Annotated in this window: 17 protein-coding genes; 4 read left to right on the top strand and 13 right to left on the bottom strand. The window is 33.1% G+C overall.

Annotation, left to right across the window (positions count from 1 at the left end; all coding sequences use genetic code 11):
- Position 1: 1 nt before the first annotated feature.
- From rsmD to typA, 4 genes are all read right to left on the bottom strand, one after another.
- A complete protein-coding gene (gene rsmD / locus HDR40_RS05825; protein WP_290627454.1) occupies positions 2-550 on the bottom strand; it encodes a 16S rRNA (guanine(966)-N(2))-methyltransferase RsmD in 549 nt (182 codons plus the stop codon).
- Complete coding sequence (locus HDR40_RS05820; protein WP_290627452.1) at positions 547-882, bottom strand: DUF2129 domain-containing protein; 336 nt, start codon at positions 880-882, stop codon at positions 547-549. The genes rsmD and HDR40_RS05820 overlap by 4 nt, the downstream gene beginning before the upstream one ends.
- On the bottom strand, positions 882-2,072 hold the full coding sequence (locus tag HDR40_RS05815) for an FtsW/RodA/SpoVE family cell cycle protein (protein ID WP_290627450.1): 1,191 nt from the start codon (positions 2,070-2,072) through the stop codon (positions 882-884). The genes HDR40_RS05820 and HDR40_RS05815 overlap by 1 nt, the downstream gene beginning before the upstream one ends.
- A 103-nt stretch (positions 2,073-2,175) precedes the next feature.
- A complete protein-coding gene (gene typA, locus HDR40_RS05810) occupies positions 2,176-4,041 on the bottom strand; it encodes a translational GTPase TypA (RefSeq protein WP_290627448.1) in 1,866 nt (621 codons plus the stop codon).
- Between the two features lie 280 nt (positions 4,042-4,321).
- Between typA and def the strand changes: the two genes are divergently transcribed.
- The 4 genes from def (at position 4,322) to HDR40_RS05790 (ending at position 7,954) form a co-directional block, all read left to right on the top strand.
- Complete coding sequence (gene def, locus HDR40_RS05805; protein WP_290627446.1) at positions 4,322-4,876, top strand: peptide deformylase; 555 nt, start codon at positions 4,322-4,324, stop codon at positions 4,874-4,876.
- A 170-nt stretch (positions 4,877-5,046) separates the two neighbouring features.
- Complete coding sequence (locus HDR40_RS05800) at positions 5,047-5,274, top strand: DNA-dependent RNA polymerase subunit epsilon (protein WP_290627444.1); 228 nt, start codon at positions 5,047-5,049, stop codon at positions 5,272-5,274.
- Positions 5,274-6,959: a ribonuclease J gene (locus HDR40_RS05795; protein ID WP_290627442.1), complete on the top strand. Its 1,686-nt coding sequence runs from the start codon at positions 5,274-5,276 to the stop codon at positions 6,957-6,959. Before HDR40_RS05800 ends, HDR40_RS05795 begins: the two co-directional genes overlap by 1 nt.
- A 53-nt stretch (positions 6,960-7,012) precedes the next feature.
- A complete protein-coding gene (locus HDR40_RS05790; protein WP_290627440.1) occupies positions 7,013-7,954 on the top strand; it encodes a diacylglycerol kinase family protein in 942 nt (313 codons plus the stop codon).
- 30 nt (positions 7,955-7,984) lie between these two features.
- Here the strand turns inward: HDR40_RS05790 and HDR40_RS05785 are convergent, their stop codons facing one another.
- From HDR40_RS05785 to HDR40_RS05745, 9 genes are all read right to left on the bottom strand, one after another.
- Positions 7,985-10,333: an ATP-dependent RecD-like DNA helicase gene (locus HDR40_RS05785; RefSeq protein WP_290627438.1), complete on the bottom strand. Its 2,349-nt coding sequence runs from the start codon at positions 10,331-10,333 to the stop codon at positions 7,985-7,987.
- Complete coding sequence (locus tag HDR40_RS05780; protein ID WP_290627436.1) at positions 10,320-10,964, bottom strand: tetratricopeptide repeat protein; 645 nt, start codon at positions 10,962-10,964, stop codon at positions 10,320-10,322. Before HDR40_RS05780 ends, HDR40_RS05785 begins: the two co-directional genes overlap by 14 nt.
- Complete coding sequence (locus HDR40_RS05775) at positions 10,964-11,623, bottom strand: histidine phosphatase family protein (RefSeq protein WP_290627434.1); 660 nt, start codon at positions 11,621-11,623, stop codon at positions 10,964-10,966. Before HDR40_RS05775 ends, HDR40_RS05780 begins: the two co-directional genes overlap by 1 nt.
- Before the next feature lie 126 nt (positions 11,624-11,749).
- Complete coding sequence (mnmA, locus tag HDR40_RS05770) at positions 11,750-12,877, bottom strand: tRNA 2-thiouridine(34) synthase MnmA (RefSeq protein WP_290627432.1); 1,128 nt, start codon at positions 12,875-12,877, stop codon at positions 11,750-11,752.
- A gap of 16 nt (positions 12,878-12,893) precedes the next feature.
- Positions 12,894-13,229 (bottom strand): DUF1831 domain-containing protein, encoded by a 336-nt coding sequence (locus HDR40_RS05765; RefSeq protein WP_290627430.1) that lies wholly within the window; start codon positions 13,227-13,229, stop codon positions 12,894-12,896.
- Positions 13,230-13,336: 107 nt separating this feature from the next.
- Positions 13,337-14,494, bottom strand: a complete 1,158-nt coding sequence (locus HDR40_RS05760; protein WP_290627428.1) for a cysteine desulfurase family protein — start codon at positions 14,492-14,494, stop codon at positions 13,337-13,339.
- A gap of 116 nt (positions 14,495-14,610) precedes the next feature.
- A complete protein-coding gene (locus tag HDR40_RS05755; RefSeq protein WP_290627426.1) occupies positions 14,611-15,309 on the bottom strand; it encodes a 5'-methylthioadenosine/adenosylhomocysteine nucleosidase in 699 nt (232 codons plus the stop codon).
- Between the two features lie 20 nt (positions 15,310-15,329).
- Positions 15,330-15,605 carry a hypothetical protein gene (locus tag HDR40_RS05750; RefSeq protein ID WP_290627424.1) on the bottom strand — a complete coding sequence of 92 codons (276 nt, stop codon included), beginning with the start codon at positions 15,603-15,605 and terminating at the stop codon, positions 15,330-15,332.
- Positions 15,598-16,161 (bottom strand): NUDIX hydrolase, encoded by a 564-nt coding sequence (locus HDR40_RS05745; protein ID WP_290627422.1) that lies wholly within the window; start codon positions 16,159-16,161, stop codon positions 15,598-15,600. Before HDR40_RS05745 ends, HDR40_RS05750 begins: the two co-directional genes overlap by 8 nt.
- Between the last annotated feature and the right edge of the window lie 4 nt (positions 16,162-16,165).

Raw genomic sequence — 16,165 nt, 5'->3', positions numbered from 1 at the left:
TTTAATTCCTTTCATAAATTTTAACTTTAGTTCTTCCCAAATGATGGTCTTTAATTATAGTAAAGCCATCTACATCTGGTAATTCAGTATGCTCATCAGTTTCTGCTACCACCCATGCATTCTGATTAAGTAAATTATATTTCAGTAAAAGGAGCATAATTTTTACAATTTTTTCCTTTGCATATGGTGGATCTAAAAATACTAAATCAAACTTTTTATTATTTTCTTGAAAAACTTTTAGCGCTCGAGTATCACGCATACGCAAAACATCAAACTTATCAATTTCTTTCGTCAATTCAACGTTTTTTTTAATAACGTCGCAAGCTTGTCCGCTGATATCAACTAAAGTAGCTTGATCATAACCACGAGAAACTGCTTCAATTCCTAATGCACCACTCCCAGCATATAAATCTAATACCTGGCCGCCATCAAAAAACTGACCCATTGTATTAAAAAGTGATCCTTTAACTTTGTCACTGGTTGGTCGTGTTGCATTACTTTTTAAAGTGTATAGATTTCGTTTAGCGTATTTTCCAGCTATAATTCTCAAACTCGTAAATCCTCCCGTTCTTCACGTAATTTTTCCGCACGTTCTTTTAATTCATTCATCATTCTCTCTTCATGCTCTGGACTAAAATCCAACTTATCATGTGTAGAAAACTTAACCTTCTTAACAAAATCTTTCTTGTCTAAATCTCTAGCAATCTCATCTGCCTGCTGAGTATCACAATACAAAATTACATAGTTATTTTTACGAGAAAAATAAATAATATCACCATAATGTCGCAATTTATATTGATTACTAGCTTTATTGATCCAGATAATTAATGCACTTCTTTTTTGTAACGGAATATTTTCATTTTCTTGAAATACTAAGCCCATTATACATTCTCTCCTGCAGCTAATTTCTTTCTATTTATTTTTTCAATAGCTGAGATATTTAATACTAGTCCTAGACCCGCTGTTAATACCATCATTGATGAACCACCATAAGAAATAAACGGTAAAGTAACCCCTGTAATAGGCAACAAACCAACGACAGCTCCAACATTGAACAATGTTTCGGTAAAAATCATCGTTGCCACGCCAAAACATACCAAAGAATTAAATTGAGATTGAGCCTTTACCCCAACTTCCATAATACGCCACATTAAAAAGAACAACAGCCCAAGTACGGCGATAGCACCAAGTACACCTATTTCCTCTGAAATAATAGAAAGAATAAAATCAGTATATGGTTCAGGCAAATATCCACGCTTTTGCATGCTGTTACCAATTCCAACACCAAATAAACCACCATTATGGATAGCATAATATGAATTAACTAACTGAGCACCACCAGTTTTCTCTAATTCAAAGGGATGTGCAAAAGCCAAAAATCTTTGTAATTGATATGAATTTTTTATAAATGATGGGGCAAAATTAATCATTAAAAACGATGTAATTAAAACTAAAGATAATAAAATTACTAACCACTGAATAGCTCTTTTTGTGGGTATCCCAGATACTAAATACATCACAAAAATAATCATAAATAAGATGGCTGCTCCACCAAAATCCGGTTCAACAATAACCAACATAATCATTAAGAATGAAATAACTGTAGGACCAGATAAATTACTCCATATCTTACCCGGAATTAATTTTCCATATCTTCGAGCGAGCATATGTGCTAAGTATAAAACCAGTGATAACTTAGCAATTTCAACTGGTTGAATATTAATAAAACCTAAATTTATCCAACCTACAGCCCCATTAATAGCTGCTTTACCATGAGTAATAATTTTTAATCCTACTAAAAAAAGTAAGAGTAAAAATGAGATGGCTAGATAGCTTAAAATAAATTTTTTACTTCTAAAAATCCTCATACTTATTAATAAGAAAGGCAATCCCATAAATACTATAGCAGCTATAAAATAAATCATTTGTCTAATAGCATATACATTCGCCTTAAATCCATTTACTAATAAGATATCAGAACTGGCAGAATAAACCATAACTATCCCTAAGGCACAAAGTAATAAATATGGTATGAGAATTGTATAATCTAAGTTTTTAAACTTTTTACGCACGTCAAGTTCTCCTTCTGATAAATATCTTATTTATTATATCACTCACTAAGGGGAAGAAAAAAAGTAGCTAAGACAATCTTAGCTACTTTTTATAATTTAAGCCTTAGTTTGAAGCTTTTTTACGCTTCTTATCAGCCTTTTGACGCTCACTAGTATTCAAAATCTTCTTACGTAAACGAACACTAGTTGGTGTTACTTCACAATATTCATCATCATTTAAGAATTCAATCGCTTCTTCTAGAGTCATCTTCTTAGGAGTCTTAATTGCAGCCGCATGATCCTTACCAGAAGCACGAGTGTTAGTTAAGTTCTTACCCTTAGTTACATTAACAGCAATGTCTCGTTCACGAGAAGATTGACCAACAATCATACCTTCGTAAACTTCCACACCGGCTCCAATAAATAGGACACCACGTTGTTCAACAGATTGAAGAGAATAAGTAGTTGATTGGCCCTGGTTAATTGACACAAGAGCACCATTTCTACGACCTGGAGCCCAGTTTTTAACAATTGGTTGGTATGAATCAAAAGTATGATTCATAATACCGTAACCAGCGGTTTGAGACATAAATTCATTGTTATAACCAATCAAACCTCTTGATGGTACTAAGAATTCAAGTCTAGTTTGTCCATTACCAGTTGGTGTCATATTTTTCATTTCACCTTTTCTTTGAGAAAGTGAATCAATAACTGACCCAACATATTCATCTGGAGTATCAACTTGTACTGCCTCAAATGGTTCACATAATTGTCCATCAATTTCACGATAGATAACCTTAGGACGAGAAAGTTGTAATTCAAAACCTTCACGACGCAATTCTTCAACCAAAATAGATAAGTGTAATTCACCACGACCTGATACGGTCCATGAATTAATTTGATCAGTTGGTTCAACCTTTAAAGATACATCAGTACGAGTTTGACGAATTAAACGATCTTCTAACTTCTTAGGAGTTACTTGATCTCCTTCACGACCAGCAAATGGTGAATCATTAGCTACAAAGTCCATTTGTAGAGTTGGTGGATCGATCTTAAGAACTGGTAATGCTTCTGGCTGTTCTGCAGAAGCAATAGTTTCACCAACAAAGATATCGTTAATACCACTGATGGCAATAATATCTCCAGCCTTTGCTTCTTGAATTTCATTACGCTTCAAACCGAAGTAACCAAATAACTTAGTAACACGGAAGTTTTGAGTAGAACCATCACGTTTCATAACAGTGATGTTATCTCCAACTTTAACCGTACCACGGTAAACTCTACCAACACCGATACGACCTACATAGTCATCCCAATCAAGCATAGTAATTTGGAATTGCAATGGTTCATCTGCATTGTCAACTGGTGCAGGAATACTCTTGATGATAGTATCAAATATAGGATCCATAGTTTCTTCTTGCTTACTTGGATCAGACTCATATGAAGAAGTACCATTTAAAGCACTCGCATATACAACTGGGAAATCAAGTTGTTCGTCGTTAGCACCTAACTCAATAAAAAGTTCTAAAACTTCGTCCAGCACTTCCTTTGGACGAGCACCTGGACGGTCAATTTTGTTAATGACAACAATTGGCTTAACACCAGCTTCTAAAGCCTTCTTTAACACAAAACGAGTTTGTGGCATAGTACCTTCATATGCGTCAACTAATAGTAAACAACCGTCAACCATATGCATGATACGTTCTACCTCACCACCGAAATCGGCGTGTCCTGGAGTATCTAAAATGTTGATAGTAGTATCGCCGTACTTAACAGCAGTGTTCTTAGATAAAATAGTAATACCACGTTCACGCTCGATATCATTAGAGTCCATGGCACGATCTTCCAAATTCATGTGTTCTGATAAAGTATCAGATTGCTTTAATAATTGGTTAACTAAAGTAGTCTTACCGTGGTCAACGTGTGCGATAATGGCAATGTTTCTAATATCGTCTCTTGTTTGCAAAAGAAATTCCTCCCCGAACTTCATAAAAAAACTGTGACTTCAGTCACAGCCCTTTTATGCAAAAATAAATAATGCAGTTTGATGAAGCTTTTAATTCTATAGTTTCGTTTCTCGATTTTATCAAAAATAAAGATAAAGGTCAATGCCTTAACTTTGCAATATTTGACTTCCAGCACTTTATCTTTAATAATATTTATTCTAACACATAATGAAAGATTATTGCCGACTTTGCTTGCAATTGCTATAGTAAATATAATGAATTATTCAATTAAGATTATAAAGTTGTTGAAAAGGAGTTTTTATTTTGATTTTAATGCATGATATTGTACGTGATGGCAAACCTGTTTTACGTCAAGTAGCTGAACCTCTCACCTTTCCATTATCTGATAAATACAAAAAATTAGCTGATGATATGATGGAATACTTAATTAATTCTCAAGATCCTAAAATAGCTGAAAAACATCAACTTCGTGCTGGAGTTGGATTAGCTGCCCCACAAGTTGGTGAAGGCGTACAAATGGCTGCTTTACTAGTTCCAAATGATAAAGGCGAAATTATTTTTAAAGAAGTCTTTGTTAATCCTAAAATTCTTTCCGAATCAGTTAGAAAAACTTGTCTTGCAGAAGGCGAGGGCTGCTTAAGTGTTGATAAAAATATTGAAGGATACGTGCCACGTCCGGATAAATTAAAAATTCGTTATTACACAGTTGATGGTGAAGAAAAAACTATCCGCCTAAAAGATTATCCTGCAATTGTTGCTTCTCATGAAATCGACCATCTAAATGGTCACCTTTTCTATGATCGCATCAACAAAGAAAATCCATTTGCAATGGAAGAAGATACAATTGTTATTTCTTAATAATAAAAAATAAGGCTTTAAGCCTTATTTTTTTACCCCTATTAGTAATTTTTGAAACTATACTTAACTTATAATTTATGATAAAATATTAACAACTATTGAGTTTTTTATCTTATGATTTAAAATTCATTTTTGAACGTTTAATAATAAAAATTAAGGAGATTAAATCAATGATCTATAAAGTTTTGTATCAAAAAGACCAGATCGTTAATCCACGTAGAGAAACTACTCAAACACTCTTTTTAGAAGCTGATAACGTTGTGCAAGCTCGTACTATGGTTGAGGACAACACCCCCTACAACATTGAACTCATCCAAGAATTAACCGGGAATTCTCTTGCTTACGAAAAGCAAAATCCTGACTTTAAGCTCACAACCTTCGATTCAGATAACAACTAATGAGCGTTAAGTTAAAAAATAATGAAGTCGGCATTTTTGCCATCGGGGGGTTAGGCGAAATTGGCCGTAATATGTACTGCGTACAATTCCAAGATGAGATTATCATCATGGACTGCGGTATTAAGTTCCCTGAAGATGATATGATGGGTATCAATTATGTGATATCTGATTATTCATACTTAGTTAAAAATAGAGATAAAATCAAAGCGCTCGTCGTCACTCACGGACACGAAGATCATATCGGCGGTATTCCCTATTTACTTGAAAAAATTCCTGAAATTCCTGTTTATGCAACACCGTTTGCCTTATCTTTAATTAGAGGAAAACTTGAAGAACACGGAATTTTAAACACCAGTGAGTTACATGAAGAACACGAAGATACTGTTTTAAAGTTTCCAAAGCTTTCAGTAACATTTTTCCGTACTACTCACTCAATTCCAGATACTCTTGGAATTGCAGTTCATACACCACAAGGTGCTGTTCTTTTTACTGGTGACTTCAAATTAGATTTGACACCTGTTATGAATCAACCTGCACCTGATTTTCAAGAAATGGCAAAACTCGGTAATGAGGGAGTCTTAGCATTACTATCTGATTCTACTAACGCTGAAGTTCCTACCTTTACTAAATCTGAAAGATTTGTAGCAAAGTCCTTACATAACATTATTAATGGGATTGAAGGGAGAATAATTTTTGCTACATTTGCTTCCAACCTTTATCGTGTTTCAACGGCAATCGAAGCCGCAGTTGATAATGGACGTAAAGTAGCAATTTTTGGTCGTAGTATGGAAAATGGTGTTCAAAATGGTATCGATCTTGGTTATCTTTCTATTCCAGAAGGTACTCTAGTTGATGCTAATACCATTAATCACACGCCTCCAGAAAAAGCAATGATTCTCTGTACTGGATCTCAAGGAGAACCTTTGGCTGCTCTTTCTCGAATTGCTGATGGTACTCACCGCCAAATACATATTCAACCTGGTGATACAGTTATCTTTTCTTCCAATCCTATTCCTGGTAATACTACTAGTGTTAACCACTTAATAAACAAGCTATACCAAGCTGGAGCTAATGTTGTTCACGGTAAGATTCACAATGTCCATACTTCTGGACACGGTGGTCAAGAAGAACAAAAGATGATGATTGAAATTACTAAACCTGAATATTTTATTCCAGTTCATGGTGAGTACAGAATGCAAGTTGTTCATACTGAAACTGCTCAAGCAACTGGGATGCCTGCTGATCATACATTTGTTCTAAAAAATGGTGATGTTTTAGCCCTTACTAAAGATTCTGCTAGAATTGCAGGTCATATCAATATACCAGATGTATTTGTCGATACTTCTGGTAGTGCTGATGTTGGTAATGTAGTTGTACGCGATCGTCAAATTTTAGCTGAAGAAGGTTTAGTAGTAGTAGTGGCTACTGTTGATTATAAACATCAACGGGTTTTAGCTGGACCTGACATTTTAAGTCGTGGTTTTGTCTATATGCGTGAATCAACTGAATTAATAAACCAAGCTCAAAAACATGTTTACCATGTTTTAAGAACAGAAATGGCTAAAAATCCTCAACCAGATGAACGAGAAATCAAAAAAGCAATTATTGATAACCTACAAGATTTCTTATACTCTAAGACTGAGAGACGACCAATGATCTTACCAATGATTATTGATAAAAAGTAACACTAAATAAAAGGCCTCTTTAGGCTTTTTATTTTTAATTTAGTATCCTAATTATGACAAAGACAATTCATCTTCTCGTTAACTTAGTTTCTGGTAATAATAAAGGAAATACAGAATTTTCTTTAATTAATCAGGAACTAACAAAGAATAATATAACCACCACAACATCTATTTCTACCTACCCTGGACAAATGGTATCTCTAGCTAAAAATGCTGCAGAGAAGTATGGAGATTTGCCAGAACACTACTTACTAGTAATTGGCGGTGATGGATCTCTAAATCAAGCACTTAATGGTATAAAAAAGTCTCAAAAACCTAATACGCCTATTGGCTATTTCCCTGCTGGTACAGGCAATGACTTTGCCAGAGCACTCATTCTTCCCCGACAAGTCCAAAAATTGATTTCACATATCAAAAAGGGAGTAAAAATTTCTAAAATAGATTGTGGCTATTATACTGATAACATAACTGGTGAAAGTAATTATTTCATCAATAATTTAGGCATTGGTTTTGATGCTCATGTAGTTTATCTAACAAATCACTCGACCATTAAAAAGAAGTTTAATAACCTCCATATTGGAAATCTTACATATGGTCTTCATATTCTTAATGTTCTTAAAAATCAAGATACATTTTCTTCTGAAGTAACCGTTAATGGTAAGACTCATCGTTTTAATCATACTTACTTTGTAACTACTACCAATCATCCTTATTTTGGTGGTGGTGTACCTTTGCTTCCAAGAGCAAATGTTTATAATCATAAGCTAGATACGGTGGTAGTAGAAAAAGTTGGCGCCCTAAAGTTTTTACGACTTTTTGCTAAACTCTTTATCAATGGATCACATGTTAAAGATCCTCACTTTCATTACTATGAAGCTGAAAAATTACATGTTAAAACATCTCATCCTGAATATGGACAATTAGATGGCGAAGAGTTAGGTAAACAAGACTTTGATTTAAATTTCAAAATTAGTTCATTTAACTTATGGACTTAAAAATGGTATCCCAATTACGGGATACCATTTTTAAGTTCTTTTTTCTAATTTAATATTTTTCATACCAATCATCGGATCAATGCTTCCTGAATAAATTAACTCTGGTGTTAAAATGGTTTCTTGAGAAAGAACTACTTCTTCTTTTTTTGTAGTATCCTTTTCATCAAAATTTAGTTTCAAAATTTGACGAATTTTAGATGTTAAACCAGTTTTACGATTATTTCCAGGAGTATTTAAGGCCATTAAATATGCTCTTTTTTCTCCTACCATTACCAAATTACTTTCAGCACGTGTAATAGCAGTATATAAAAGATTGCGGCGCAACATCATATAATTTTGCATAGTTAAATTTAAGATAACTAGTGGAAATTCTGAGCCTTGAGACTTATGAATAGTAATAGCATATGCCCTAGTTAAATCGGATAAATCTTTCAAGTCAAATTTAACTTCTCGTTCATCAAAATTAGCAATCAAACAATCATTTTTACTTTTGTCATTAATACCAATAATTTTACCTATTTGTCCATTATAGATATCTTTTTCAGGATTGTTTTGTAACTGAAGAATACGGTCTCCTATTCTAAAAACTTCCCCATGTGCTTCAATTTTTTTACTATGATTCTCTCGAGGATTCATAATAGCCTGAACAATATCGTTCAAACTATTTATTCCGCTTGGACCATTATACATGGCACCCAGAACTTGAATATCATCCTTATCAAAACCACGCTTCAAAGCTAAGGTAACAATTTGATTAATCGCTTCACCTACTTGACTAGCGTCACAAGGAATGAAGGAATAATTTTTAGTTTTTTCAAAAATTAAACTGTCAGCCTCACTATTATTAATAGCATGAGCTAAGGTAATAATTGAAGATTCATTTCCTTGCCGATGAATTGTTTCTAACTTAGTAGTCGGAAATGCTTTTGAAGAAATTAAATCTCCAAAAATATTTCCTGCTCCAACTGAGGGCAATTGATCCTTATCCCCTACAAATACAATCCTTTTAGTATCTTGAATACCTTGTAGAAGTAATTTAAACAGGAACATATCAACCATTGACATTTCATCAATGATTAAAATTTCTCCGTTTAGTTGATTTAACTCCTCGACTTCAAGATGACTATCACCAATTCCCAACCCCAATAACCGATGAATTGTTTTAGAATTAATGCCAGTAATCTCACTCATTCGCTTAGCGGCTCTTCCAGTCGGTGCTCCTAATAAAAATGGAGAATCATCACTATAAATTGCAGCACTAGGAATATCTTCTAATTCTCTTAAACATAGAAGAATCCCATTAATAATAGTTGTCTTTCCAGTTCCTGGACCACCAGTTAAAACAGAAATTGAATTATTTAATGCATTTTTAATAGCTTGTTTTTGCGTATCATCATAGCTAATTTTTAATGCTTTTTCTGCATTTTTAATAGCTCGAGAAATATCTTTATCAGAAAAAACTTTAATCTTTTTTCTGCTATCAATTACTCGTTTTAATTCATTCGCAATCTCTAATTCAGTCTCAAAAATATTTTTTAAAGCTGCTGTTTCACCACTAACTACTAATTTATTTTCTTTCTGAAGCTCATTAATTTCATCGGCAATTACATCGTATTGATCAAAATTAATTAATTCCGACGTTGCATCCAATAAATTTTCTAATTCTACATAAGTATTACCATTTTGTGCTAAAGAATTCCCGATAATTTGTAAAACTGCACCTTTAATTCTTCTTTTATCATCTGACTTAATACCTAACTCTTGACCAATTTTATCTGCAGTTCTAAAACCATATCCTGTCACACTTCCTACCGGCTCATAAGGATCTGACTTTAAATGACTTAAAGCATCGCCATGATACGTTTTATAAATATTATTTGCTACACGCTTATTAATACCATATTTGGCCAACTTTAAAATGATTTCTGAGTAAGAATCCATACTATTAATACCAGATAGCAAAGTATCCTTTTGCTTTTTAGTAAGACTCAAAGTAGAAATTTTTTGTGGGTTTTCTTTAATTATATCTAATACATTTACTCCCAACTCAGCAACTATTTTTTGGGCTGCTTTCTTACCAATCCCAGGAAATTTATTAGAACTAAGATATTTTGTTAAACTACCTTCTTCATGAGGAAGAGCTTGTTTATACGATTCCACTTTAAACTGAGTACCAAATTTTGGATGAACAAACAAGCTTCCTTCAAAAGTATAAGTTCCTTCAAGTTGAATTTCACCAAAATTTCCAGTAACTCGAATTGCTTCTTCATCATAGTTCTGTAAAGTTCCAATAATTTCTACATCCATGATTTTAAAAAGATTTTGATTATTTTCAAAAACAATATTATCTACTTTACCAGTAAATTTAATTTTTTCCATCTTTACCTCTAATCATCTGTATTAAAGCATCATACTGTTTTTGAGCATTTGTAAAATAAACTGCATCTTTTTGCTTAGAAAGATTAAAGTATTTCTGCGCTAAATCTCGATCTTGCTCTAAGACTGTCAATCCTAACAAAAAATTAACTTTAGCATTTCTATTTTCAGAATTAATTCTTTTAAAAGTTTTATTAGCCTCTTTTAAATCTCCTAAACTTAGCCAAATATCTCCCAATAATTCTAAACTTTTTGTATCAAGATTTTTAATTGTCATAGCATATGCTAAGGCCTTTTGGTACTGACCTAATTTTATAAAAACTAGAGCTTTTTGATATAATGTCTCATCATCATTAGAAAGTCTATCCAGTAATGCCAAAGATTTTTGATATTCTCCCTGCATATAATAACAAACAGCAATATTATAAATTAACTCCTCAGGATTATCTACTATACCCTGAGCCTTCTGTAATAATTCTAAAGCTTGATCAATTGAATTTTGTTCAATTAAATAAGTTGAAAGCTGTAAATAATTTTCTACTTGTTTAGGATATTGATCAATTTTTTTAACTAATAAATGAATAGCACGATCAATTTCTCCTGCATCATATAAACTTGCTATTTTCTTATCCATTAAATCGTATCCTTCTTTGTAATTTTACGGTCAAGATAGGAAGTTTCATTCCATACTTTTTCTTGATAAGTCTTTCCTTCATCACTAGTTTCTAAAATTGTTAAACTGGTGTTTGTTAATCCGCCACGTTTTCTAATATCAGCAATTTTATAACCTTCTAATGATCTAATTAATGCGCATAAAGCAGCCCCATGACTAACTAATAAAACTTTATCCTCAGGTTCTGAATATCGTTTTACAATAGAATCAATTAGTGCTTCTCCACGAGCAATCATGTGTTCAAAGCTTTCTCCATGAAAACTTGATGGATCATATCTATCTGGTTCATATCTAAAAGCCTTTATCTGTTGAGGATATTTACTTTCAGCTTCAACAAATTTCATGCCTTCTAAATCACCTAGATTAAATTCTTTTAAGCGTTCATCAATCACTACCGGAACAGTAATTCCCATATAATCTCTTAAAGTAACTGCTGTAGTTACTGCACGCTGCAAAGGACTAGTGTAAAAAGCTTTAAAACTGGTACCTTCAAGATATTCAGCTAGTTTTTTAATATCAGCATAACTTTCGGGCAAAAGCGGAGAATTACCACTACCTCCTTGATAGCGTCCTTCTAAATTCCATTTTGTTTTACCATGTCTTACAAAGTATAATTGCATCTTTAAACTCTCCATTCTTACATTAATTATAAGATTTTAATATAAAAATTAACAGAAGATGCAAAGAAAAAAGAATCAGACCATAAATTAGATTGTCTGATTCTTTTTTTCTAATAATTTATTAAATTAGACTAATTGTAATTGCTCAGCATTCTTGTATGCTCTATCAATAGTAGCACCACCAAGACATTCTTCGCCATTATAGAAGACAATTGCTTGACCAGGAGTAACTGCACGTGCTGGTTCATCAAAATCAACCGTTACAGTATTATCAGCAGCATGATAATGCATTGTAATACCGACATCTGGCTGACGATAGCGAAATTTCGCTGTACACTTGAGTTCAAAATCATGATCTGGTAAACCAGTAAAGAATGAAACATCACTAGCATCTAAGCTATCACTGTATAAAAGATCACTGTCATAACCTTGTTCAACAATTAGTTCATTCTTTTCTAAATCTTTACCTACCACAAACCATGGAGCAGTTGATTCCTTAGTTGAACCTAATCCCAAACCTGAACGTTGACCAATTGTATAGTACATTAAGCCAGCATGTTCACCAACTACATTACCATCAGGAGTAATCATCTTACCACTCTTAGCTGGCAAAAATTCGCTCAAGAATTTCTTAAAGTTTCTTTCACCAATAAAACAAATACCAGTTGAATCCTTCTTCTTAGCAGTAGCAAGACCAGCAGCCAAAGCAATTTCACGCACTTGTGGTTTAGTTAATCCTTGAAGTGGGAACATTACTTTTGATAATTGGTCTTGTGAAAGTTGGTTTAAGAAATAAGTTTGATCCTTATTTCCATCTTTAGGACGCATCATATGAGTTACGCCATCTTCATCAACACTAGTCTTAGCGTAGTGACCCATTGCGATATAATCTGCATTTAAGTCCATTGCAAAGTCAAGAAATGACTTAAATTTAATCTCTTTATTGCACATTACATCTGGATTAGGAGTTCTACCCTTTTTATATTCATCTAAGAAATATTCGAAAACTCTTTCCCAATATTCCTTTTCAAAATTAACAGCATAATAAGGAATACCAATCTTATCAGCAACTTTTTTTACATCTTCATAATCTTCAGTTGCTGTACAAACACCAGAATCATCTGTATCATCCCAGTTTTTCATAAAGACACCTACAACATCATAGCCTTGTTGTTTAAGTAAAAGAGCTGAAACAGATGAATCTACTCCTCCACTCATACCAACGACAACTCTGATTTTGCTGTTATCCACCATTAAAAGTTTCCTCCTCTTAGCAAACAGTAATAATCTGACGGTCTTCTAAATCTTTTAAAATAAAGTTTAATAATTCAACCATTGGTTCTAATTGTTTATTTTTAAAAATATTAACTTTCTGTAAGCCATTAATATCTGTTATCACCATTGTTAAATGATTCAAATCTTTATTTAAAGTCATTTTCAACTTACAAGTCGCATTATATGGAGACTCATTATACAATGGATGATCATAGGTATAATTTCCTCGCTTTGTTTGCTTAAACCCTACATCAATTAACGCATAGCGCTTAACGTCAGGATTCACTGTAAATTTACGATTATCGCCATTAATAATTACTGTATTTGCCATATTAAATCTCTTTCATGTATCTATTTTAACTTACAATTTGTAAGTGTCAAGTTTTTTGTTTTCTCTTTTAGTATATAAAACTAATCCTTTAACGCAAATACTAAAATTTACTTACTATTTAAACGCTGACACATTTCTATCAAATCATTTGCAAATTTCTTTACTTCTTCATCGGTATTATAACGACCAAAAGAAACTCTAATTGATTCTGCTAAACGTGGTGAATCTGCTCCGTACATAGCAGTTAAAACGTGTGATGGATTAAGCGAACCTGCTGTACATGCAGAACCGCCTGAAACTGCATCTCCGGCTAAATCTAAATTAGTCAATGCAGAATAAGTTCCTACGCCTTTAAGCCAAAGATTTAAAACATGGTGAGAAACTTGCCCTTCAAGAGTACCATTAATTTCAAAATCAACATCGGCATCTTTCAGAGCATCTAATATAATTTTTTGAAAATTACTATACTTTTGTTGTAACTCTTGTTTATCGATAGCATTCATTTCCCTAACAGCTACTCCAAAACCTGCTATTCCAGGTACATTTTCAGTACCTGGGCGACGCTTCAACTCTTGTTCACCGCCCAGCAATAGATCTGCTACCTCAATTCCATCTCTTTCGTATAAGAAACCTAAAAATTTGGGACCATTTATCTTATGAGCAGAGGTAGATAATAAATCGATATTCATATCTTGAACATCAACATGAATATTACCAAATCCCTGAACATTATCCACATGGAAGTACGCATTAGAATCTTTTACTATTTCCCCAATTTCCTTCAAAGGCATAATTGATCCAACTTCATTATTAACAGCCATTATGGATACAAGGATTGTATCAGGTGTTAATTCTCTCCTTAATTGGTCTAAAGAAATATGACCACTTTCATCAACATCTAAGTAAACTACTTTATAGCCTTCTTTTTCCAATCTATTCATCGGATTTAAAACAGATGGATGCTCAATTTTAGTCGTGATAATTTTTTTACCTATTTTTTTACGTGCACGAGCCGTTCCAAAAATCGCATTATTATTACTTTCAGAACCCCCTGAAGTAAAAATAATCTCTTTATCTTGAGCATTAATCGATTGAGCTAAGATATGCCGAGCTTCTTCAACACTATGACGTGCAGTACGTCCAAACATATGTTGGCTAGAAGCATTTCCAAAATCATTAGCCATTTCTTCACTAATTTTGCTTACTACAGCTGGCGACATAGGAGTCGTAGCAGCATTATCTAAATAGATATTCTTCTTATCCATTAACTTATCCTTCTATCTATTTTAGTCATGAGTTCTATCTTACATTTCGTAAGCATCAAGTGGTTTACTCATTATAACACAAAAAAAGGAAGCGCGCTTACGCTTCCTCTTCCTACCTAAAACACTTCATCTTCTAAATACGAACTAATAACTGTCGCTGCTTTTTGACCTACTTCTTTTACAAAGACATCAAAATCTTCATCAGCATTTTCATCACCATTATCAGAAATAGCTCTTACAGCAACTAATGGTGTATTAAAATGGTGGGCTACTTGAGCAAAAGCAGCCCCTTCCATTTCTACCCCTACAGCTTCAGGGAAATTCTTTTCAATTTCATCTTTTTGTTTTTGAGAAGAAATAAATGAATCCCCTGTTACAATTAATCCTTCTTTATAAGAAATATTATTTTTTTCTAAATACTGAGCAAATTTAGCTCTTGCATCACTATTTAATTTATACCTTGCAGGTTCTTGAGGAATCTGGCCTTCAATATAGTTACCCGCACTCGTATTGTGGGCATCATGATATGTAAACTCACTTGGTAAAATTAAGTCTTTCTTATGAATATTTGATTTAAGTGAACCGGCTGAGCCTGTCATAAAAATTAAATCAATATCCTCATTAGCAAGCAAACTAGTCAAATTCATTGCAGCATTTACTTTACCAATTCCACTTAAACCTAGATAAATATCATTTCCATTTACAGAAAAATGTTCGAATTCTGTTGAACCGAACATTTTTTTATCTGCGGATTGAAAATGCTTATCGTAAAATTCCGCTTCTTCAGCCATAGGTACGATAATTGCTATTTTCATTTTTTAATCCCCTATTATATTTATAATTTAAATAAAGCAAATAAAACTATTATGATCAAAATTACTACGATAAAAATCGCCCAATTAAGCCTTTGTTTTAAACGCAAGACTTTTTCCTCAGAAGTTTTTTTATTGCGCCCCTTAATATTCTTGTCATTTCTTCTAAAATCGGGATTCACATCTACTGTGTTAGATTCAGTATGTTTACGATCAGCTGTGGAATGACGACCGGACCACAATCGTGATAACTTCTTATGACGTTGATTTTTGCGATAATCTGATCTTTTTTCAGTCATTGTTTTGTTTTCCTGTTAAAAGCATATTTTCCCAGAAAAGAATAGCCATGATTGTTTTTGAATCTACAATCTTACCTTGAGATAAAAGCTCTTTTAATTCTGCTAAACTATACCATTGTCTAGTCAAAAATTCATCTTCGTCCAAAGGACGTTTATCTTTCAACTTAGTAAGAGTATCACAGTAGAATAAGTAAATTTTTTCATCACAAAAGCCTGGTGAAGAATTAAATTCTGAGATTTTTTCCCAATATTCAGCTTTATAGCCGCCTTCTTCATTTAACTCTCGTTTCATAGCATCTAGTGGAGAAGCATCTGTTTTATCAATTAAGCCAGCTGGAATTTCTAAAGTGACTTGCTTGATAGCTTCACGCCATTGCTTTACAAGAAGCATTTGTTTTTTATCATTTATAGCAATGGCTGCACTTGCATCTGGGTGTTTTACTATTTCACGAGTTGCCGTTTTCCCATTTGGTAAGCTAATTGTTTCAACATCTAAATCAATTAATCTACCTTCAAAAACTGATTTGTTGGAAATTTCGGTTTCTCTAAGGTCCATTATA

Source organism: Lactobacillus sp., from assembly GCF_014803895.1.
The sequence above is the reverse complement of the archived record's forward strand: the minus strand, read 5'-3'. Positions and strand labels throughout refer to the sequence as shown.